Source organism: Pedobacter albus (assembly GCF_036324255.1).
GTDB lineage: Bacteria > Bacteroidota > Bacteroidia > Sphingobacteriales > Sphingobacteriaceae > Pedobacter > Pedobacter albus.
On the sequence record NZ_JAZDQT010000002.1, the window covers coordinates 1,023,576 to 1,045,884 of the forward strand.

Below are 22,309 nucleotides of genomic sequence, written 5' to 3' on the forward strand. Positions count from 1 at the left end.
TTTCGATTACACTTGCGAAGTTTTAGAAACTTCGCAAGTGTTGTCACGATGACGGCGCCTTAAAAGTCTATCCCATAAAAAAATCCCTCAACGCTAACGTTAAGGGATTTTGTTTTTATGCTTTGGTCTTTCTCCTTTAGCCTATTTAGACAAATACATCGACTTGTCTTTGTAAAGCTTGCGGAAATAAGGATCTTCCAAGTCTTTGATGAAACGGATGGCTTCGCCGGTCGATTTCATTTCTGGGCCAAGCTCTTTGGTTACCTCAGGGAACTTCTCGAAAGAGAACACCGGTTCTTTAATGGCATAGCCTTCCAGCTTGCGTACAATGCTGAAGTCTTTCAGTTTATTGATACCCAACATGATTTTGGCCGCAATGTTAATGTAAGGCACATCGTAGGCTTTGGCAATGAACGGAACCGTTCTCGATGCCCTTGGATTGGCTTCGATTACATAAACCTTATCATCCTTAACCGCAAACTGGATGTTAAGCAAACCGATGACGTTCAAGGCTTTCGCAATTTTCTTAGAATAGGCTTCCATATCGGCAATTACCTTGTCAGACAAGCTGAAAGGGGGCAATACCGCGCTCGAGTCGCCCGAGTGGATGCCCGCTGGCTCAATGTGCTCCATCAAACCTACAATATGTACGTCTTCGCCATCGCAAATCGAGTCTGATTCGGTTTCTTCGGCTCGGTCCAAGAAGTGATCGATCAATACACGGTTGCCCGGCAAATCGCCCAACAATTTTACTACCGCTTTCTCCAAATCCTCATCGTTGATCACGATGCTCATGCCTTGGCCACCCAATACATAGCTCGGACGTACCAGCACGGGATAGCCAACCTCGTTAGCCACTTTAATGGCTTCTTCGGCATTTTCGGCTACGCCATATTTCGGATAAGGAATATCCAATTCTTTTAACAAGTCTGAGAAACGGCCACGGTCTTCGGCCACATCCATATCGCTATAAGCCGTACCAATGATTTTGATGTTATTTTCGTGCAGCTTCTCAGCCATTTTAAGTGCCGTTTGGCCGCCCAACTGTACAATTACGCCAATAGGGTTTTCCAGTTCGATGATTTCGCGTACGTGCTCCCAGAATACAGGCTCGAAATAAAGCTTATCGGCCATGTTAAAGTCGGTTGATACCGTTTCAGGGTTACAATTGATCATGATGGCTTCGAAACCTGTTTCCTTGGCAGCCAATAAGCCGTGCACACAAGAATAGTCGAATTCGATACCTTGGCCGATACGGTTAGGTCCAGAACCCAACACGATTACTTTTTTGCGGTCGGAAGGTATTGATTCGTTGGTACCCAATTCATCCCCGTTCGATAGGGTTTCGTTGCCTGCCAAAGAAATCTGGATTGGCGCCTCTTCGAAGGTCGAATAGAAGTATGGGGTTTGCGCCGCGAATTCTGCCGCACAGGTATCTACCATTTTGTAAACCCTTCTAATGCCCAACTCCTTGCGACGGTTATAAACCTCATCTTCGGTTACATTGCCCAATACGTAGGCAATCTGCAAATCAGAGAAACCTTTTTGCTTTAAGTTGAAGAAGAAATCTTTAGGAATGTTGTTCAGAGAATAGCGTTTAAGCTCAACCTCCATATTAACCAGCTCCTGAATTTGGATCAGGAACCATTTATCGATTTTGGTTACCTTACGGATCGATTCTAACGGAACGCCCATGCTCATGGCATCTTTGATCAGGAACAAGCGGTTCCAGCTCGGATGCTCCAAGCCGTGCATGATTTCTTCGATATTTCTTTTTTGACGGCCATCGGCACCTAAGCCCGCGCGACCGATTTCTAAACTCTGACAAGCTTTTTGCAAAGCCTCGATGAAGTTACGGCCGATAGCCATTACCTCGCCCACGGCTTTCATTTGCAAGCCCAATTCAAGATTAGCCCCTTTAAACTTGTCGAAGTTCCAGCGAGGGATTTTTACGATCACATAATCAAGCGTTGGCTCAAAGTAAGCCGAAGTAGTTTTGGTAATCTGGTTGTCGATTTCATCCAGGTTATAACCGATGGCCAATTTGGCCGCGATTTTTGCAATCGGATAACCGGTAGCTTTACTGGCCAAGGCCGACGAACGCGACACGCGCGGATTGATTTCGATGGCAATGATGTCGTCGTTTTCAGGGTTTACCGAAAACTGTACGTTACAACCTCCGGCAAAGTTGCCAATGGCGCGCATCATCTTGATGGCCTGGTTACGCATTTCCTGGTAGCAACGGTCAGACAAGGTCATGGCTGGAGCCACGGTAATCGAATCGCCGGTGTGGATACCCATCGGGTCGAAGTTTTCGATAGAACAGATGATGATCACGTTGTCATTTCCATCCCTCAACAACTCCAATTCGTATTCTTTCCAGCCCAAAACCGCTTTTTCAACCAATACTTCGTGTGTTGGCGAGGCTTCTAGACCACGTTTAAGAGCAATGTCGAAATCTTCTTTTTTGTGTACAAAGCCACCCCCTGAACCGCCCAAGGTATACGAAGGGCGGATTACCAATGGAAAGCCGATTTGTTGAGCGGCTTCCTTGCCTTCCAAGAAAGAGTTGGCAATTTTTGAAGGTGCAACGCCTACACCGATATCAACCATCAACTGGCGGAACGATTCCCTGTTCTCAGTTTTGTCGATAGCAGCTACGTCCACCCCAATAATCCTCACATTGTGCGCTTTCCAAATGCCACGCTCTTCGGCGTCAACACAAAGGTTCAGGGCCGTTTGGCCGCCCATGGTTGGCAATACGGCATCAATGGTTGGCAAATCTGGAGAATTGGCATGTTCAGTCAGAATTTGTTCTATCGATTCAATGGTCAACGGCCGCAAGTATACATGATCGCCAATTACTTTGTCGGTCATGATGGTTGCAGGGTTTGAATTGATGATAGCTACTGAAATTCCTTCTTCTTTCAAAGAAAGTGCGGCTTGTGAACCTGAGTAATCGAATTCGCAAGCTTGGCCAATGATGATTGGTCCAGATCCGATGATCAATACTGAACGTATCGAGGTGTCTTTAGGCATGTGGGTTTTTTAAAAAAAGTCTAAAGTAAAAGTCAAATTGACTGATAGCTGGGAGAACTCCTCTGCTATGAAATGATAATCCCAACTGCTCTGTCGGGATGCAAAGATAGGTTTTTTGACTGGAATATAGGACGATTATTTTAAAAATATTTGAGCTGGTGCTGCTGGTGTAAAAGACCAAAAAATCGACACAGATAAACACGAAAAAAGAGGGCTTTCGCCCTCTTTCATTTCACACACAACGTTATTTTTATGGTTATTGTTGCAACTTGATTTCTCCGATATCGGTAGTGGCGCTGTCGGTTACCGCTACGTTTTCTACCGAAGCATCTTTATAAGGCGCATTGGCTTTTACCCAAACGGTATAGGTTCCTTTTTTTACATTGCCGAATACAAACGAGCCGTTGCTTATTTGGCTTCTCAGCGTATCTGAACCTGCAACCGCCACTACTTCTTTGGCGCCTTCGGCTGGGGTTACCTTGCCCTGTATGCCACCTTGCTTTATCGATCCGAATGCAAATAGTCCTATAGAAAGGCCTGCAACGGCTAAAAAATTTAAACTCGCTCTTTTCATGATCATCAATTTTTTAATTCAACTTATTACCTGAGCGTAAGTTTGTTACCTGTCCAATCTCTTTCGTTTAGATGGTCGCCCCTAAAAAACATTCCCTGCTAAGAATTGTTTTAAAGAATATTTTAATTCTTTTTGCGTTTCAGCTTCGGATGCCACGCATAAGGGCAAGAATAAATTAATTTGTAAATTTTAAAAACCAAATCGTTTTCGGTTTGTTGATGAAAAAGAATGAAAAGATTAGTGCTTTCATTGATAGTTATTTGCATAGTTGTAACAGGTTGCGCCACCGTACAGTCGATTATTAAGTCCACTTTTCCATACACGGCCATTTTAACCATACCCGCCAATACGAAAAGTAATACGGCACAAACGGTAAGCAGCAGTACCAGCAGTTTCGACGAGATTTTTGGCAACCAAAACGGGACGTCCTATATCAAAGACGTCAAAGTGGCCTCCGTAAGGCTAGACGCCAGTAATCCGACCAGACAGAGCTTAGGCATTTTCAAGTCGGTAAAGCTGTTTTTGGTCAATACAAGCGGCTCGGAAGTCATGGTAGCGTCAAGAAGTGATGTATCTGAAAATATTGGCAACAATCTTGTACTAGATATAGACAACTCGCGTTTTGTAGATGATTACATCAGAGGAAGTAATTTGAAAGTGAGAATGGAATATGTGCTAAGGAATAGTTTAGCCAGTGAGGTAAGCGTGAGAGCGGCGATAAATTTTAGTGCATCGCCTAATAAATAGATCTAAAGCATCCTCGGCAAGTGATTTGCCTGAGGGTATTCTTCATAAATAGTTTGTTTGGTTTATTATCCGGTAGGGGTTGTTCCCTATCGGATTTTTTGTTTTTACCCCCTTCGCCCATTTTAATTTTCGACCCTGCTGTGGAATAGACCGGATTTTTGCATCTTAATTCTGTAGCAAAATAGACCCGCTATGCCCTAATCTGCAATCAATGAAGAAACAATTCCTTTTATTCATCCTCATTTTCTCTCTTTTCTACCAAAGCAAGGCACAAGAAAATACATTATTCAAAGCGTGGGCAGGCAAAAACCTCGAATACATCAAAATAGATTCTGCAAGGGTTTATTTCGAAACCGCAGGCAACTGGCAGCCAGGCAGACGGTATTACCTGATCGGAGATACGTTAAGGCTCTACGATAGCTATACCAGCTCCGGAGACGACTTTTCGAAAGAACATGTTGACAATTATGATTTTTTGATCCGTAAGAAAAAAACGAACAAACTGATCCTTATCCCTCTCGATTCCAACGCTAAGTACATGGCTCGTGGCAAAAGAAGGCTGGTATACATCGACAGAAAAAACGTAGTGGATAAGGATTTTGTTTTTAAAGAGCTTAAATTCAATGTGTATAGCACGTCATGGAACCAGTTCATCAATTTCTCGATTTTTATAGATAGCGCTAAGAATGTGATGTATACAGACAGAGGCAAGTCATCGCCACGCGAATATGGCACAGGTAAGTTCGACGACGATACCTACGCCGAGTTTATCAGGATCATCAAATCGTCTGAGATAGACAAGCTCCAACCAGACAGCCAAAAAGTTTACGATGGCGAGAAATACACCCTCTATATCGACTACAACCAGAAATCGAAACAGCTCGAACAAGATACCTTGCCACCAATCACCAATGAGCTGATTAGTTTTCTCCGTCAAATCAAAAAGAAGGTAAAGTTTAACCAAGTTGCGCCTTTTGTAATTAAGTTGAGCCCATAAAGCGATTTATGATATCTTTGGGTATGCTGTTATTGGCAAGCGGATTTATCGATAGCGTAAAACAGTTCCTTTTCGGAACAAGCCCACTGGAATGGTTCGGTGTAATTACCGGACTGCTCTGTGTTTGGCTGGCCGCCAAAAACAATATCTGGAACTGGCCATTTGCCATTGCCAGTGTACTCACTTACATTTTTATCTTTTTTGAAAGCAGATTGTACGCAGACATGGGCCTGCAGGTTTACCTGTTGCTCATGAACATTTACGGCTGGTATTATTGGAGCGAGCAACGGAAAAACCCTGGCGAGCAAAGACCGATTACTCAAATTACCCCAAAAGAAATCCTATTGTCTGTACTGGGTGTTATCCTGTTTACCCTGATATTGGGCTTCCTGCTGCACAAAAAAACAGACGCATCTTTTCCCTTTGTCGACAGCTTTTGCACCGCTACCAGCATTATTGCGCAGATTTTTCTGGCCCGCAAGGTATTGCAGAACTGGCTGATTTGGGTTTTTGTAGATATTATTTATGTAATTGTTTATTTTTCTAAGGAACTTTACGCCACCGGATTGATGTATGCCATTTACATGGCCATCGCGCTGATGGGCTACATCGATTGGAAAAAGATATACCGTGAACAAGCAAATTAAAAAAATAGCCATCGTTGGCCCCGAGAGCACGGGCAAATCGACCATGTCTTTGCAACTGGCCAAATACTATAATGTATCTTGGGTACCCGAATATGCCCGTTATTATTGCGCCAATTTAACCGAGCCCTGCACATTGCAAGACGAAACCAACATGTTTCACGGACAAGTAGCACTCGAAGATTCGGTATTATCGATGACGGAAAGCGATTTTGTCATCTGCGATACCACTTTTGTAACCGTCAAGATTTGGAGCGATGCCTTTTTCGGCGAAACGCCACAGGTGGTTTTAGATGCCTTGACCCAATACAGCTATGATTTCTACTTGTTGTTAGACATCGATTTGCCATGGCAGGATGATCCCCTGCGAGATTTCCCCACCCAACGCGAACATTTTATGCAGGTTTGGCACCAAGAGCTACAGGCCTTAAACGCCAACTACAAAGTGATAGGTGGCCTAGGCGAGGCCAGGCTTAACAATGCCGTTGCCGCCATCGACGATTTTCTGCTGGATACCGCCAAGTAACACTTGCGAAGTTTTAACTTTTAATAATCTTGCTTACAATAACACTTGCGAAGTTTTTAAAAACTTCGCAAGTGTAGCCCTCAATTTTGCATTTCGAAAAAATTTATACCTTTGTGCCATCAATAAGGGGTGCCTTGTTTTGTAAAAACACAAATACAGGCTGAGAACATACCCATTTTGAGGGAGAAGGCAGATGGTTAAAAAGGGAGAAGGTTAAACCCTCCAACCTTGAGAGCCTCCTAACTTCCACCTCAAATACACCTGATCCAGGTAATGCTGGCGTAGGGAATGGTTTATGGAGTTTAACTAAAGTCGGGAGTACCCCTACTGCCGATAGGTTTTACTAAAACAAAAAAACAAATTGAAAAAATTAGTGATCGCAGTATTTGCTGCGCTGTTGTGCCCAATGCTTTCGATGGCACAATTCAACATTTCGGGCACCGTGGCCGAGAACAGCTCTGTATTGCCCGGAGCAGGCATCAAACTCAAAAACAAGGGACAAAGCGTAATTGCCGGCACCAATGGTCGTTATGAGTTTAGCAACCTCCCAGCCGGAAGCTACACCTTGGTGGTAAGCTACGTAGGTTATGCCACCCAAGAAAAAACAATTAACCTTAGCGCAAACACTACTGTCGATTTTAAGCTAAGCGCGCTTTCTTTCTTGGCCGATGAGGTGGTAGTAAGCGCCACCAGAGCTTCAAAAAACACAGCAACCACTTACAAAGACTTGAATCGGGCCGAAATTGCCAAAAAGAACGTAGGTCAGGACTTGCCTTACATCTTAAACCAAACGCCCTCGGTAGTGGTAAGCTCAGATGCAGGTGCGGGCGTCGGCTATACCGGAATCCGGATCAGGGGCAGCGACGCCACACGCATCAACGTAACGCTTAACGGCATTCCCCTCAACGATGCCGAAAGTCAAGGCAGCTTCTTCATCAATTTGCCCGATTTGGCTTCGTCGGTCGATAATATCCAAATCCAACGTGGCGTAGGGACTTCTACCAATGGCGCAGGCGCTTTTGGGGCCAGTCTGAACATCCAAACCACCACCAGAAGAGATTCGGCCTATGCCGAGTTGAACAACACCTACGGTTCTTACAATACCTGGAAAAATACCGTGAGCGTAGGCTCTGGTTTGATTGGCAACAAATTCAGTTTTGATGGCCGTTTATCGAGAATCAAATCTGATGGTTACATCGACCGGGCTTCTTCAAACCTGAAATCGTTTTTTGTAACTGGTGCTTATTATGGCAAGAACGATATTTTGCGTGCCAATGTGTTTAGCGGTACCGAAAAGACGTATCAGGCTTGGAATGGTGTTACCGAAGATTTGTTGCAAACAGACCGTAGGCACAACGATTTTACCTACGACAACCAAACCGACAATTACCAGCAAGACCATTACCAGTTGTTTTATACCCGCAACTTGAGCAAAACACTCACGGCCAATGCTGCCTTGCACTATACTTACGGCAGAGGTTATTATGAAGAATACAAAGACGACCAAAGCTTGGCTAAATACCAAATAAAGCCGGTAGTTGTTGGCGGAACAACCATCGATAAATCTGATTTGGTGAGGCGTTTGTGGCTCGACAATGATTTTTATGGCGTGACCTACTCTTTAAACTATACGCCTAAAACCGACCTGAGCTTTACCTTGGGCGGTGCCTACAACGAATATAAAGGCCGTCACTTTGACGAAGTAATCTGGGCCCAGTTTGCCAATTACGATGCCAGCCAATCGGCCAGGCACATTTACAACGACAACGACGCCTTTAAAAGCGATTTCAACATTTTTGGCCGGGCCAATTACCAAATTGAACAATTCAACATCTTTGCTGATCTGCAGTATAGAAATGTTTACTATTCTTACTTCGGAAAAGACGAAGCCGGAAATCCGGCACAACAAAATGCCCGACTCGAATTTTTCAACCCCAAATTGGGCTTAACCTATAACATTGATGCCAAAAGCAATGTGTATGCTTCTGTTGCCGTTGGACATAAAGAACCTAACAGACGGGATTTTACCGATTCGAACATCAATACCCGTCCGAAATCGGAACAGCTGACCGACTTCGAGTTTGGCTACCGTACCCAACAAGATGTGTTCAGCTTGGGCTTGAACGGCTTTGCCATGTTGTACAAAGACCAGTTGATCAATACCGGAAAACTGAACGATGTGGGCGGACAAACCCGTCAGAATGTACCTGATAGCTACCGTATGGGTTTAGAATTGGATGGCCGTTGGCAAATCCTTAAAAACTTATCGTGGAGCGCTACGGCTACCTTGAGTCGAAATAAGATAAAGGAATTTACCGAGTACATTTACGATGATGCCGATCCGAGCGGAAAAACCTTTGTAACCAATACTTACAAAAACACTGATATTTCTTATTCGCCGGCTATTATCGTATCGAGCGAGATTGCTTATAACCCAATCAAAAACGCGGAAATTGCCTTCATTACCAAATATGTGGGCAAACAATACTTGGACAATAGCCAAGCTGCTACGCGCATTTTGCCAAGCTTTTTTGTAAACGATGTACGTTTGGGTTACAATACCTCAATTGCAGGCATTAAAAACGTTGGCTTAAGTCTTTTGGTAAACAACGTGTTTAGCACGCTTTACGAAAACAACGGCGGTACCTATCCTTACCTGTACGCAGGCGATTTGAGCAGAACCAATTATTACTATCCACAGGCAACCCGAAACTTCTTGCTAAGCCTGAACGTAAAGTTTTAAGCAGCCCAAAACAACAAATCATATCAACCCATCAGGCCTCAAAATCTGGTGGGTTATTTTTTGCGCAAGCGATAAGGATTTGGCGATAGGCGTTATGACTTACAATCGCATAACGCTACGCGCAAAACAATCCGTTAATCTGTGTCCTTAGCATGTTTTTGCTTATATTTCGGCAATGGTTTACTTCATAAGTGGTCTTGGCGCAGATGAGCGCGTGTTTCAGTTTCTCAATCTTGATGCCATCGAACATCGCTTTATCCAATGGCTAAAACCCGAAAAGAAAGAAACTTTAAGCCAGTATGCACAAAGATTAATTGCCGACCAAATCGATGTCAACAATGAAGTAATCCTGATTGGTCTTTCATTCGGTGGCCTTGTTGCCCAAGAAATAGCCAAGTTTATTAACTGTAATCAGGTAATTATCATTTCAAGTGTAAAATCTCCAGCAGAATTCAGTTGGCAACTCAAATTAGCCAGTAAAACCAAAATCTATAAAGTGGTTCCCGACTGGTTGCTACGCCTGGGCAACAAACTTACGGCCGATTATTATTTTGGGACCAGCAATAAAACCGAATCCAATCTGTTGCATCAGATTATTAAAGATACCGACCCGCACTTCTTAAAATGGGCCATCCATAAAATCATGAATTGGAAAAAAGAGGCCATAAAAGCTCCTTTAACCCATATCCATGGCACTAACGATCGTATTTTTCCGATCAAGTCCATCAAGAATGCTATCGAAATACCAAATGGAGGTCATTTTATGATTGTAAATCGGGCAACCAAAATACAAGCGCTTATATTTGAGTTAATTTCCGACAGCAAATGAGCACTTCAACCGACATCCTGAACCTCGACGACGTAAAACTATTAGTTAACGATTTTTACGGCAAAGTTCGCGACAATACCTTGCTCGCCCCAATATTTAATGGCGTAATTGGCGACAACTGGCCTGTACACCTCGAAAAAATGTACGGCTTTTGGCAAACCTTGTTGCTCAATACGCCGGCCTATAGCGGCAGTCCGTTTTTAAAGCATGCCAAACTACCTATCGCTGCCGAGCATTTCGATACCTGGATTCGCCTATTCAATGAAACCGTAGATACTCATTTTACGGGCGCAAAAGCCGATGAAGCGAAATGGCGTGCGGCCCGCATGAGCGAAATGTTTCAGTACAAATTAGACTACTATAAAAACAATCCGGCAAAACCGTTAATCTAATGAGCCAAGAAACGTTCTTAACCTATCAAAAATTTAACGACCAGGCTGCCGCTTCCGAATTGGCTCAATTCTTTGGCGAAAATGGATTGGCCTACGAACTGGAAGACAGCTCCATAAACTTCGACGTTTCATTTGCCTACAGCGAGCTTAACAAGGAGTTTAGGGTAAAACTCAGAAGCACTGATTTTAAACGTGCCGACGAGCTGCTGCAGGAACTTTCGCAAAAGAGTATCGAACTGGCCGACGAAAGCCATTACCTCTACCAATTTTCGGACGAGGAATTAATGGGCATTCTTCAAAAACCAGATGAGTGGAATGCTTTTGATATCGTTTTAGCACAGCATATTTTACAAGAAAGGGGAAAAGAAGTAAGCAAGGAAGCCCTAGCACAACTTAGATCAGAAAGATTATCTTATCTCCGCGAACCCGAACAGGCCAGTCGATTTTGGATATTTGCCGGTTATTTTTGTGCCATTTTAGGTGGCGGACTGGGCATGTTTATAGGCTGGCACCTGATTTATCATAAGAGAACGTTGCCAAATGGAGAAAGTGTATTTGCATATACAAGCAACGACAGAAAAGATGGCAACATTATCTTCGTAATTAGCATCATCTCGGTAATTTTAGTCATTGCCTATAAGGTGCTAAGGCATGACAGCTGAAAATCCGACATACCGATGCCAATTCTTAGGCTTGGGATTAAGTTTCTTCATTTTTTAATCAGCTAACTCTTACATTTGTCTAAAACCCATTGCTTTGGAAGCCGAACCCGTCATACCCGCCAAAAAAGATCCATTTGCAGCCCTACGTTACCGAGAATTCCGCTCTTATTTGGGCATGCGCTTCTTCTTTACCTTTGCTTATCAGATGCAGGCCGTTATCATCGGCTTTCATATTTATCATTTAACCAAAGACCCGCTCGCTTTAGGCCTCATTGGCTTATCGGAAGCCATTCCTGCCATTGGCATCGCGCTTTACGGGGGCTATGTGGCCGATAAATCGGAGAAAAGAGGCTTGTTACTCAAAATATTTTTTGGTGTATTCCTGTGCTCGCTGACCATGCTGGTGGTTACCACGAAGCAGATGCATGCCTATATCCCCACCAGCTATATTGTACCTATTATGTATGCCATGGTTTTTGGTGTTGGATTGGCTAGAGGTTTTTTTGGTCCGGCTACTTTTTCGCTGATGGCGCAGATCCTGCCAAAAGAACTTTATCCTAATGCCAGTACCTGGAGCAGTTCGAGCTGGCAACTAGCTTCTATTTTAGGTCCGGCAGTAGGTGGGTTAATCTATGGCTTTTATGGCATTACGCCAACCTATATCGTCATCATTACTTTTATTCTAATATCGCTGGTGTGTATTTTCTTTTTGAAAACCCATCCGCCAACTTTTATTCCGAAAGAGAGTATTGCGCAAAGCCTTAAGGAAGGCATCAACTTTGTTTTCAAGAGCAAAATGATGCTGGGTGCTATGAGTTTGGACTTGTTCTCCGTTTTCTTTGGAGGTGCAGTGGCCTTGTTGCCTGTTTTCGCCAACGATATTTTAAAAGTGGGCTCGGAAGGGTTAGGCTTTATGCGCGCAGCGGCATCGAGCGGAGCCATAATTACCATGTTGGCAATGACCCGCTTTTCGCCCATGAACAAGCCTTGGCGCAACCTGTTGATTGCTGTAACGGGCTTTGGATTGAGCATTATCTGCTATGGACTTTCGAAAAGCTTTTACCTTACGCTTTTCTTCCTGTTCTGCGAAGGAGCTTTCGATAGTGTAAGCGTTATTATCCGCTCTACCATTATGCAACTGCTTACGCCCGATCAGATGCGCGGACGCGTGTCGGCGGTGAATAGCATGTTTATTGGCTCATCAAACGAGATTGGCGCTTTCGAATCGGGTTTAACGGCCAAACTGATGCGGGTAGTCCCTGCTGTGGTATTTGGTGGCAGCATGACCATTGGCATCGTGTTTATCACATACCTGAAAACGAAAAACCTCCTGCCTTTAACGCTGAGCGACATTAAACCTGCGGATAAAATTGAGGATCAGATTTAATAAGATAACCACCTTAGACACCCAAGAACTGCTAAGCCTAATCAAAACCTTAGCTTAACTAAGGTTTCTTAGGTGGTGTCATTGTTAAATTGTTTGGTTGCCAAAGTGCAAGACAAAAACGTTCAACCAGAAAACCTGTTAAGATAGACCTAAATTCCTTAATGGTAAAAAACTAACTGCCATTCTAAAATAACCCCCTAAGACACCTGAGAATTGCTAAGCTCAATTAAAACTTAGGTGAACTAAGATTTCTTAGGCGGTATCATTCTTAAATTGTTTTGGGGACAAAAACGCAAATCGAAAATTGCTAATCAGAAAATCTGTTACAATGACTCTAAATTCCTTAATGGTGAAAACTAGCTGCCATCCTAAATAACCATCTAAGACACCTTAGATCGCCTGAGGTCTTTTTAGATGTTAACACCAGATACAAATTAAAGCTTCGGCGTCTTAGGCGGTAAAGAAAAACGACTAGTTATCCAGTCTTTCGCCTACTTGCTGCCTCCACATAGCAAAGTACAATCCTTTTTCGGCCAATAAATCGGCATGTTTGCCTTGCTCGATGATATGGCCTTTCTCCAACACATAAATCCTATCGGCATGGCGAATGGTAGACAAGCGGTGCGCAATCAAAATCGTAACATGGCTGCTTAATACCGACACATCCCTAATGGTAGCCGTAATTTCTTCCTCTGTTAACGAATCCAATGACGAAGTAGCCTCGTCAAACACCAAAATATCGGGGTTGCGCAATAAGGCCCTGGCTATAGACAAACGCTGCTTTTCGCCACCTGAAACCTTTACGCCACCTTCGCCAATCACGGTATCTAGACCTTTATCGGCCCTGGCCATCAAATTCTGGCAAGCAGCCTGCTGTAAAACCCGCAAGCACTCTTCGTCGGTTGCGTTTGGCCTTACAAACTGCAGGTTCTCTCTAATGGTGCCCGAAAACAGTTGTGTATCTTGAGTTACAAAGCCTATTTTCTCACGTAACTGGTCTAAATCGATATCCTTGCTGGAGGTTTGGTTATAAAAAACCTCGCCTTCAATGGGCTGATATAAGCCCACCAACAGCTTAACCAATGTGGTTTTGCCCGATCCTGAAGGACCAACAAAAGCAATTGTTTCGCCATTGTTAGTAGTAAAACTGATATTGTTCAGGGCGTTGTTCTTGCCCGATAAGTGTTTGAAGCTTACGTTTGAAAAAGACAAAGTTTCTACTTTCTCCAGTTTAACCGGATTGGCAGGCTTCGGATCTACAGGCGTATTGAGGATATTTTTAAAATTCCCTAACGAGATTTCGGCCTCGCGCCAAGCTAAAATAACATTGCCCAGCTCTTGCAACGGACCAAAAAGGAAGAAAGAATAAAACAAAAAAGAAAAATATTGCCCAGGCGAAATGGTATCGTGAAAAATGAGCATCAGCAACACCACAACCATCGTACTGCGCACCAAGTTAACGGTAGTACCCTGCACAAAGCTCATGCTGCGCACATATTTTACCTTACGCAACTCTAGACCAAGAATTTTATAGGTGGTTTTGTTTAAGCGATCTATTTCCTGATTGGCCAAACCCAAGCTTTTTACCAACTCGATGTTGCGTAACGATTCGGTAGTAGAACCTGCCAAAGCCGTAGTTTCGGCTACAATAGAACGTTGGATGGTTTTGATTTTACGGCTCAAAAACCAGCTCAGGAAACTGATGATTGGAATAGAAGCCGCGTAAACCAACGATACTTTATAACTCACCGAAAGCGAATACACGATAACGAAAATCAATCCGATCAGGCTCACAAACAAGATGCTGATAAAAGAAGTGATAAACTTCTCGCTGTCTAACCTCACCTTTTGCAAAATGCCCAAAGTTTCGCCACTTCGTTGGTCTTCAAACACCTGGTAAGGCAGTTCAAGCGAGTGCTTTAAACCGTCGGCATACATTTTGGCGCCTACTTTTTGTACGATGATGCTGGTAAAATAATCCTGGAAGTTTTTGGCAATACGCGATACCATGGCCGCGCCAACAGCCAGCCCCACCAAAGAGAGCACGCCCCACAAGTAGTCGCTTTCGTTGCCAAATTCGTGTCGCCTATTGATAAACCTGTCTAAAATCCTTCCGGTGAAGTAGGGGTCCATTAGCGAGAAACCAATGTTAATGGCGGCCAGAAACAGCGCCACAACCACTACCCACTTATGTTGTTTTAAGTATTGGAGTAGTAAATTCATTTATTTTTATGTTTGGGATTGCAAAAATAAACAAAGGGAATGTAGCTGAACCACATTCCCTTTTATATTACATTTAGACTAGATTTAGGTTGCCCTTAAACCGTCATGATATCTTTTTCTTTGGCTTCCGCATGCTTGTCAACCTTCAGGATATAAGCATCGGTAATTTTTTGCACTTCGCCTTCGCCGGTTTTGATTTCGTCGTCAGAAACACTTTCGCCTTTCAGTTTTTTGATTTTTTCGTTGGCATCTTTACGGATGTTACGAATGGTAATACGGCCTCTTTCTGCTTCTTCCTTTACCTTTTTAACCAAGTCTTTACGACGCTCTTCGGTTAACGGCGGCACAACCAAACGGATAATGGTTCCGTCGTTTTGCGGATTGATACCAATATTGGCCTCCATAATCGCTCTTTCAATTGGAGTTAACAAGGCTTTTTCCCATGGCTGGATAATCAAGGTACGGGCATCTGGTGTATTGATGCTGCCTACTTGGGTAAGTGGCGTTGGATTGCCGTAGTAATCTACCATAATTCCATCGAGCATTCCTGCCGAAGCTTTACCAGCTCTAATCTTAGTCAATTCTGCCTCGCAGTGGATAATTGCCTTATCCATTGTAGCTTGCGCATCAGTTAACTGTTTCTTGATGAGGTCGTTCATATATGTAATGTTTATACAAAAATATAAAAATGGTTCGGTTTAGCCCTGAACCAAGGTTCCGATTTCTTCGCCGTTGGCAATTTTCATGAAATTACCTGTTTTATTCATATCGAATACGATAATAGGCAATTGGTTTTCTTCACAAAGCGTAAAAGCCGTCATGTCCATTACGTTTAAACCTTTGGCATATACTTCTCTAAACGAGATTTCGCTGTATTTTGTTGCGGTTGGATCTTTTTCAGGATCGGCGGTGTAAATACCATCAACACGTGTTCCTTTCAAGACGGCATCGGCCTTGATTTCGATTGCCCTTAAAGCGGCAGCCGAGTCGGTAGTGAAGTATGGATTTCCGGTTCCTGCTCCAAAAATAACGATACGGCCTTTCTCCAAGTGGCGTACTGCCCTGCGGCGGATAAACGGCTCGCAGATCTGTTCCATTTTGATGGCGGTAAGCAAGCGGGTTTTCAAACCTACTTTTTCCAAGGCATCTTGCAAAGCCATGCTATTGATTACGGTAGCCAACATACCCATGTAATCGGCTTGTGCACGATCCATTCCAGATTTTTCGGCGCTTAAGCCCCTAAAAATATTTCCTCCACCAATTACGATTGCTATTTCCAGGCCTTTGTCATGAACAGCTTTGATATCTTCGGCATACTGCCTAACACGCTCATTGTCAATACCATATTGTTTTTCGCCCATTAGCGACTCTCCGCTGAGTTTTAGCAGGATGCGTTTATATTTCATGACCCCAAAAATATTAACAATTTTTTACTTACCGGCTATTGATTTAACAATTGGTTCAAATATTTGGTTTTAAACGCGCTCTCCCTTGAAGATGACTTCTTTAAGATCCAACGATTCGTCGAGCACCAAAAGATCAGCATCGGCCCCGGGGGCAATCTTTCCAATCGAAGCCTCCAAACCAATGAGCTTGGCTGGGTATTGACTGGCCATTTTAAGGGCATCGACCAGCTCGATGTCGCAATCGTTTACACAGTTTTTAACGGCTTGGAGCATGGTAAGCGAAGAGCCAGAAAGGGTACCATCGGGCATTACAAATTTATCGCCCAACGCTTGGTGCTGGTACGGACCCGTTGCACAAGCCGTAACCGCATCTGTAATGAGGAATAAACGTTCTTTAAGCAGTTTATGAGCCATTTTCACCACTTCGAAACTTACATGCTGGTTATCGGCAATAATGCTGGCCATGGCCTGGGCATGGTTAAAAAGGGCTGTAGGAATGCCCGGTTCGCGGTGATGTACTGGGCTCATGGCATTGAACAGGTGCGTGGTGGTTTGCACGCCTTGATCGTAGGCCCGGGTGGCCTCGTCAAAACTGGCATCGCTATGCCCCAGCGAAACCACTACGCCATTATCCAGCAGATATTGGATGACCGAATCGTCCTGCAACTCGGGTGCAATGGTTATCATTTTGATGATGCCATCGCCAAAATCCAATAGGGCTTTGACTTCGTCCAGCGTAGCTTTGCGAATATATTCGAGCACATGGGCTCCTCTGCGTTTGGCGTTGATAAAAGGACCTTCAAGATGTAGCCCCAGGCAGTTTTTAGCTATCGACCGGTGCGCTTTGGCCACCGTAATGCACTGTTCAAAAACAGCAGGGGTATTGGTGGCAATACAGGCCAAAAATCCCGTCGTTCCGGTTTTTAGCAAGGCATTTTCGATATGGCTTAAAGCTTCTACAGTGGGCTCGGCCGAGAAAAGCTTGCCTCCTGCACCATAAATCTGCAAATCGATAAAGCCAGGAACGACCAAACTGTCTTGTTTGGTGCCGTCTGCCACCGAAGAAATACCGGAAATCTTAGGGCCTTCAAAAGTAAGCCGTTGATGATGCACAATGGCATTTCCATTAAAATAGGTGCTGTTATCGATTGGGTTTATCATGTAACAAAGTTAGCATAACACGTTTGAAGTTTCTGCAATTTTGCAGGTGTTTATGCATTAACTGTTTCAGCCTCCATATTGTTTCCCGCTGCAGCTGATTTTTTAAAATAAACCAGGCAAATTGCTTTTCATTGGTTTTGGGGAGAGCCGGCCAACGTAAATTTTATTTTACGTCGGGGCAGAGTTAACGATTGTATAGTATATTTAGCTCATCACCTTAGAAAAACAACTTCATGGAAAAAAATCATCCCCAACAACAGCGGAGAAACTTTCTCAAAAGCGGTTTGGCCCTTGGCGCCGCTACCTTAATGGCGCCGGCCGTTACCATGGCCAGTCCAACAATTACAAAAGCTAGAGAAGAAGCATTTCGCATCAGCGTAGGTCCTTACCTGCAAACTACTTTTGGCAACGAAATGAGCGTTTTATGGATTACCAGTAAAAATGCCGCAAGCTGGGTAGAATATGGCGAAAGTGCCGATGCCCTGAACCTCAAAGCCTATGGCGAAAGCAAATTGGGCTTAAGGCCTGAAGGCAGGCTCAACTGCGTTACCTTGAAAAACCTGAAGCCCGGCGTAACTTACCATTACAAAATAGTGAGCAAGGAAGTGGTCGATTTTCAGCCCTACAAACTTACGTATGGCGCAACAATCAGTGATACCGGCACTTTTGTGAATGCAGACAGTGCAAAAGAGAACATCAGCTTTTTAATGCTGAACGACATCCACGATCGGCCAAAATCCATTCCTTTTCTTTTGGATATGGACAAGGAAAAGCAAAACGATTTCATCTTTTTTAACGGCGATATCTTCGACTATCAAACCGATGAAAAACAGATCATCGACCACATGCTACAACCCTGTGTTGATGCTTTTGCCAAGCAAACGCCTTTCATTTATGTAAGGGGCAACCACGAAACCAGGGGCAAGTTCTGTAGGGAATTTCCTGCGTATTTTCAGAATGTGGGTCGAGCCGCCTTTACTTTGGGGCCGGTTAGGTTTGTGATTTTAGATACGGGCGAGGATAAGGAAGATGCGCATCCGGTTTATGCGGGCATTGTCGATTTTGACCAATACCGTATCGAACAGGCGAAATGGCTAGCGGAGGAAATGCAAAGCAAAGCCTTTAAAAAAGCAACTTTCAGGGTGGTGATGATGCACATTCCGCCACGCTATTCTGGCGATGCGCATGGCCCTGTACACTGCACAGAGGTTTTTGAGCCTCTATTGAACAAAGGCAAAGTAGATTTGGTACTGAGCGGGCATACCCATAAATACATGGTGCACCAGCCTGCCCAGGGCAAAAACAGCTATCCTTTAATTATTGGTGGCGGACCGAAAGAAGGTACCAGAACCTATACCAAGATCAAGGCCAACAAGCAACTGCTCAGCGCCGTAATGTTCGACGATTCGGGCAAAGAGGTAGGAAGAGTAGAAGTGAAGCGCTAGTGCTTATCAAAAGCCACAGTTTAATAAGTTTATATGTTAAGCTGTGGCTAAAATCTATTTATCCATAATGGCTAACAACTCCTTGCCTTCATCTGAGTTTTTTAACCCCTCAGACAGCTTAGCATAATAGCCCTTGCATTCTGGAATACTAAAAAAAGCCGAACTATTTCTGGCATTGGTGGCCAGTGTTTTTAGAAAAACTATAGCAATGGGAGAATTGGGATGTTCTGCAAAAAATGCTTCGTATTTTTTTTGCTTAATGGCCAGAAACATATCGTCGATATCTCGATTTAAACGACCTCCTTTAACTGCAGCAGACCTGGCGGTTTCTAACAAGCTAACCTGAACCGTATCTTCCAGGGCGACTACCCTGGTTCCGTTTCTGCTATCGAAGTTAGGGTCCTTTATTAATTCGTCGCGGGTTTTTACTAAGTCCACGCCAAAATATAAGGTCATCACTTTCAGTTTTTCTGGCTTGTCTAGCTTAAAACTGAATTGATGATCAACGATGGGCGCCGAGGTTAGGATCTTTGTATCCTGATCGTATAGATAGGCATATTTTTCGGGCAAATAACTAGCTGTTGTGCCATAAATTATACTGTGCTGCCCAAAGCCTTTGGCTATAAACAACATGATCAAACAAAGCGTGGCCATCAAATTTTTCATGGAGAAGATTGAATAATTAAACAATATACCCAAAAATGGTGGCATCTGAAAACAAAAAAGCCCCGAAAAATTTCAGGGCTTTTCTTTATGGTATAAGATTCTTAAGAACCTAATTGTACGCGTTTGAAAGCGGTAACAGTTAAACCTTTAGAAGTTTCGTCTAAGAATTTACGAACATCTTTTGATGAATCTTTAACGAACTCTTGGTTCAACAAAGTGCTGTCTTTGTAGAATTTGTTCAATTTACCGGCAGCAATTTTTTCTACCATTTCTTCTGGTTTGCCTTCTTGACGGATAACGTCTTTAGCAATCTCGATTTCACGCTCAATAGTAGCCGGATCAACGCCTTCTTTATCAACAGCAACTGGGTTCATGGCCGCAATTTGCATAGCTACATCTTTACCAGCTTCAGTAATATCAACACCGTTAGCACCTGCAAATACTACTAAAACACCCATTTTACCATTAGAGTGGATATAAGAAACGATTTTCTCGCCAGAGATGTTTGCATACTCTTGGATAACGATTTTCTCGCCGATTTTACCGGTTAGTTCAGTGATCGTTTCGGCAACTGTACGTCCGTCTTCCAAAGTAATTGCTTCTAATTCTTCAGCAGTAGCAGGATTGTTGGCAACAGCTGCAGCTAAAACAGCCTGGGCTAGGTTACGGAAATCTTCAACTTTAGAAACTGGTTCAGTTTCGCAAGCTAAAGCAACTAATTTACCATTTGTACCATCTGCTGAAACAGCGATTGATACCAGGCCTTCAGAAGTAGCATTGCCAGAACGAGCGGCAGATACTTTTTGACCTTTTTTGCGCAATAAATCAACAGCGGCTTCGAAATCGCCATTGGCTTCTATTAATGCTTTTTTGCAATCCATCATACCGGCACCGGTTTGTTGGCGTAATTTGTTTACATCTGCGGCAGTAATTTGTACTGTAGACATTTTGTTTCTTTTTTTAAAGTTTCTATAAAAAGTTATGGGTTACCAGTTTTACGTTGTAAGCTAACCTGCAACATAATACCCGTAACCCATTTTTATTTGAATTAAGCTTCTGTATCTTCCGAAGTTTCAGCTTCAGCAGTTGCTTTTTTGGTCGCTTTTTTCGCAGGAGCCTCAGGAGCATCGGCAGCAGCTTTAACAGCTACGGCTTCTTTTTCAGCTTCTTCGTCTTTCTCGCGTTTGCGCTCTTCTAAACCTTCTTCGATGGCTTTGATAATTACATCGGTAATCAATGAGATTGATTTCGTTGCATCGTCGTTAGCCGGAATTGGGAAATCGATGTTTGAAGGATCAGAGTTGGTATCAACCATTGCAAAAGTAGGAATGTTCAATTTCATTGCTTCTGCTACGGCGATGTGCTCTTTCTTCACGTCGATTAAGAAAATCGCGGCTGGCAAACGGTTCAAGTCGGCAATACCACCCAATAGGTTTTCCAATTTGATACGCTCACGTTGGATCATCAAGCGCTCTTTTTTAGAAAGGATCGAGTAAGTACCGTCTTTAGTCATTTTGTCGATGGTAACCATCTTTTTGATCGACTTGCGCACGGTTGCGAAGTTGGTTAACATACCACCCAACCAACGCTCGGTTACGAAAGGCATGTTTACTTTTTTTGCCTGCTCGGCAACGATTTCTTTAGCTTGTTTCTTGGTAGCTACGAAAAGGATCTTACGACCTGATTTCACGATTTGTTTAATCGCCGAGGCAGCTTCCTCAGTTTTAGTTAAAGTTTTGTTTAAATCTATAATGTGAATTCCATTGCGCTCCATGAAAATGTAAGGAGCCATTTTTGGATTCCATTTACGGGTAAGGTGACCAAAGTGTACACCTGCATCCAATAAGTCTTGATATGTAGTTCTTGCCATTGTTTTGTCTCCTTAAGATTAACGTTTACTGAATTGGAATCTCTTACGTGCTTTTCTGCGTCCTGGTTTCTTACGCTCAACCATACGCATATCGCGGGTCATTAACCCTTTAGCGCGCAATGCTGGTTTTTTCTCAGCATCTAACTCAACAATAGCTTTGGCAATAGCCAAACGAACTGCTTCTGCCTGACCTTTTACACCACCACCGTTTACGTTTACGGTTACATCGTATTTGCCAACTAGTTCAGAAACTTCGAACGATTGGTTAACGATATATTGTAAAGGCAAGGTAGGGAAGTATTCTTTGTGATCTTTACCGTTTACGGTGATCGTGCCGTTGCCTTCTTTCAAATAGATACGGGCAACTGCAGTTTTTCTTCTTCCTGAAGTATTTGTAACTGACATTTCTTTTCTCCTCTAATTAAAGTTTAATGGTTTTTGGTGATTGTGCGGCATGTGGATGCTCTGCACCAGCATAAACAAAAAGATTGGTGTACAATTTTTTGCCCAATTTGGTTTTAGGCAACATACCACGAACAGCCTTCTCGATTACACGAGTTGGGTGCTTTGCCATTAACTCTTTTGGAGAAATGAATCTTTGACCACCTGGATATCCAGTGTAAGAAACGTATTCTTTCTCGCTGAACTTGTTTCCGGTCAGTTTAACCTTGTCTGCATTAATAACGATAACGTTATCGCCGCAGTCTACGTTTGGGGTAAACTCAGGCTTGTGTTTTCCTCTGATGATCATAGCGATCTTAGAAGACAAGCGCCCCAAAATCTCTCCTTGTGCATCAACAACAACCCACTGTTTATTAACAGTTTTTGCATTGGCAGAGACAGTTTTGTAACTTAACGTATTCACTTGCTTTTATTTAATTTGTTAAAAAATATTTATTACCCTAGTTTTTAGGGACTGCAAAGATAGGGAGAATACTTTAATTACCAAATAGTTGAAGCAAAAATTTTAAGTATTGTAGCACAAGCAGTTAAACGGG

21 protein-coding genes are annotated in these 22,309 nt (G+C 43.3%); 10 read left to right on the forward strand and 11 right to left on the reverse strand.

What is annotated here, in order from left to right; translation table 11 throughout:
• Window positions 1-141: 141 nt before the first annotated feature.
• Together carB and VRU48_RS14265 are read right to left on the reverse strand one after the other, a co-directional pair.
• Window positions 142-3,039, reverse strand: coding sequence for a carbamoyl-phosphate synthase large subunit (carB, locus tag VRU48_RS14260; protein WP_330108589.1), 2,898 nt, complete (start codon window positions 3,037-3,039; stop codon window positions 142-144).
• 256 nt (window positions 3,040-3,295) lie between these two features.
• A complete protein-coding gene (locus VRU48_RS14265) occupies window positions 3,296-3,613 on the reverse strand; it encodes a peptidase associated/transthyretin-like domain-containing protein (RefSeq protein ID WP_330108590.1) in 318 nt (105 codons plus the stop codon).
• A gap of 228 nt (window positions 3,614-3,841) precedes the next feature.
• Here VRU48_RS14265 and VRU48_RS14270 point away from each other — a divergent pair, with 228 nt between their 5' ends.
• The 9 genes from VRU48_RS14270 to VRU48_RS14310 all read left to right on the forward strand — a co-directional run bounded on the left by VRU48_RS14270 (window position 3,842) and on the right by VRU48_RS14310 (window position 12,540).
• Entirely contained in the window at window positions 3,842-4,360 is a 519-nt protein-coding gene (locus tag VRU48_RS14270) for a hypothetical protein (RefSeq protein WP_330108591.1), read from the forward strand.
• A 211-nt stretch (window positions 4,361-4,571) separates the two neighbouring features.
• Window positions 4,572-5,357, forward strand: coding sequence for a hypothetical protein (locus tag VRU48_RS14275; protein ID WP_330108592.1), 786 nt, complete (start codon window positions 4,572-4,574; stop codon window positions 5,355-5,357).
• Between the two features lie 8 nt (window positions 5,358-5,365).
• Window positions 5,366-6,004 carry a nicotinamide riboside transporter PnuC gene (pnuC, locus tag VRU48_RS14280; protein WP_330108593.1) on the forward strand — a complete coding sequence of 213 codons (639 nt, stop codon included), beginning with the start codon at window positions 5,366-5,368 and terminating at the stop codon, window positions 6,002-6,004.
• Window positions 5,988-6,527 (forward strand): ATP-binding protein, encoded by a 540-nt coding sequence (locus tag VRU48_RS14285; protein WP_330108594.1) that lies wholly within the window; start codon window positions 5,988-5,990, stop codon window positions 6,525-6,527. The genes pnuC and VRU48_RS14285 overlap by 17 nt, the downstream gene beginning before the upstream one ends.
• Window positions 6,528-6,888: 361 nt before the next feature.
• Complete coding sequence (locus tag VRU48_RS14290) at window positions 6,889-9,270, forward strand: TonB-dependent receptor (protein WP_330108595.1); 2,382 nt, start codon at window positions 6,889-6,891, stop codon at window positions 9,268-9,270.
• Between the two features lie 175 nt (window positions 9,271-9,445).
• Window positions 9,446-10,099 carry an alpha/beta fold hydrolase gene (locus VRU48_RS14295; protein WP_330108596.1) on the forward strand — a complete coding sequence of 218 codons (654 nt, stop codon included), beginning with the start codon at window positions 9,446-9,448 and terminating at the stop codon, window positions 10,097-10,099.
• Entirely contained in the window at window positions 10,096-10,491 is a 396-nt protein-coding gene (locus tag VRU48_RS14300) for a group III truncated hemoglobin (protein WP_330108597.1), read from the forward strand. Before VRU48_RS14295 ends, VRU48_RS14300 begins: the two co-directional genes overlap by 4 nt.
• Complete coding sequence (locus tag VRU48_RS14305; protein WP_330108598.1) at window positions 10,491-11,153, forward strand: hypothetical protein; 663 nt, start codon at window positions 10,491-10,493, stop codon at window positions 11,151-11,153. The genes VRU48_RS14300 and VRU48_RS14305 overlap by 1 nt, the downstream gene beginning before the upstream one ends.
• Window positions 11,154-11,247: 94 nt before the next feature.
• Complete coding sequence (locus VRU48_RS14310; RefSeq protein WP_330108599.1) at window positions 11,248-12,540, forward strand: MFS transporter; 1,293 nt, start codon at window positions 11,248-11,250, stop codon at window positions 12,538-12,540.
• Window positions 12,541-13,011: 471 nt separating this feature from the next.
• Here VRU48_RS14310 and VRU48_RS14315 read toward each other — a convergent pair whose 3' ends face one another.
• The 4 genes from VRU48_RS14315 to nagA form a co-directional block, all read right to left on the reverse strand.
• Window positions 13,012-14,763, reverse strand: coding sequence for an ABC transporter ATP-binding protein (locus VRU48_RS14315; protein ID WP_330108600.1), 1,752 nt, complete (start codon window positions 14,761-14,763; stop codon window positions 13,012-13,014).
• A gap of 95 nt (window positions 14,764-14,858) precedes the next feature.
• A complete protein-coding gene (gene frr / locus VRU48_RS14320; RefSeq protein WP_330108601.1) occupies window positions 14,859-15,422 on the reverse strand; it encodes a ribosome recycling factor in 564 nt (187 codons plus the stop codon).
• Window positions 15,423-15,461: 39 nt separating this feature from the next.
• Complete coding sequence (gene pyrH, locus VRU48_RS14325) at window positions 15,462-16,169, reverse strand: UMP kinase (protein ID WP_330108602.1); 708 nt, start codon at window positions 16,167-16,169, stop codon at window positions 15,462-15,464.
• 69 nt (window positions 16,170-16,238) lie between these two features.
• Entirely contained in the window at window positions 16,239-17,330 is a 1,092-nt protein-coding gene (nagA, locus tag VRU48_RS14330; RefSeq protein WP_330108603.1) for an N-acetylglucosamine-6-phosphate deacetylase, read from the reverse strand.
• Between the two features lie 233 nt (window positions 17,331-17,563).
• Between nagA and VRU48_RS14335 the strand changes: the two genes are divergently transcribed.
• The gene (locus VRU48_RS14335; RefSeq protein WP_330108604.1) at window positions 17,564-18,775 is read left to right on the forward strand and encodes a metallophosphoesterase; all 1,212 of its coding nucleotides are present in this window, start codon (window positions 17,564-17,566) and stop codon (window positions 18,773-18,775) included.
• A 54-nt stretch (window positions 18,776-18,829) separates the two neighbouring features.
• On the opposite strand, the gene VRU48_RS14340 is transcribed toward VRU48_RS14335, so the two are convergent.
• The 5 genes from VRU48_RS14340 to rplM form a co-directional block, all read right to left on the reverse strand.
• The gene (locus VRU48_RS14340; RefSeq protein ID WP_330108605.1) at window positions 18,830-19,441 is read right to left on the reverse strand and encodes a hypothetical protein; all 612 of its coding nucleotides are present in this window, start codon (window positions 19,439-19,441) and stop codon (window positions 18,830-18,832) included.
• Window positions 19,442-19,542: 101 nt separating this feature from the next.
• Window positions 19,543-20,388, reverse strand: a complete 846-nt coding sequence (tsf, locus tag VRU48_RS14345; protein ID WP_330108606.1) for a translation elongation factor Ts — start codon at window positions 20,386-20,388, stop codon at window positions 19,543-19,545.
• Between the two features lie 101 nt (window positions 20,389-20,489).
• Entirely contained in the window at window positions 20,490-21,311 is an 822-nt protein-coding gene (rpsB, locus tag VRU48_RS14350; RefSeq protein ID WP_330108607.1) for a 30S ribosomal protein S2, read from the reverse strand.
• Window positions 21,312-21,329: 18 nt separating this feature from the next.
• On the reverse strand, window positions 21,330-21,716 hold the full coding sequence (gene rpsI / locus VRU48_RS14355; RefSeq protein ID WP_330108608.1) for a 30S ribosomal protein S9: 387 nt from the start codon (window positions 21,714-21,716) through the stop codon (window positions 21,330-21,332).
• A 16-nt stretch (window positions 21,717-21,732) separates the two neighbouring features.
• On the reverse strand, window positions 21,733-22,176 hold the full coding sequence (gene rplM / locus VRU48_RS14360) for a 50S ribosomal protein L13 (protein WP_199139686.1): 444 nt from the start codon (window positions 22,174-22,176) through the stop codon (window positions 21,733-21,735).
• Window positions 22,177-22,309: the final 133 nt, after the last annotated feature.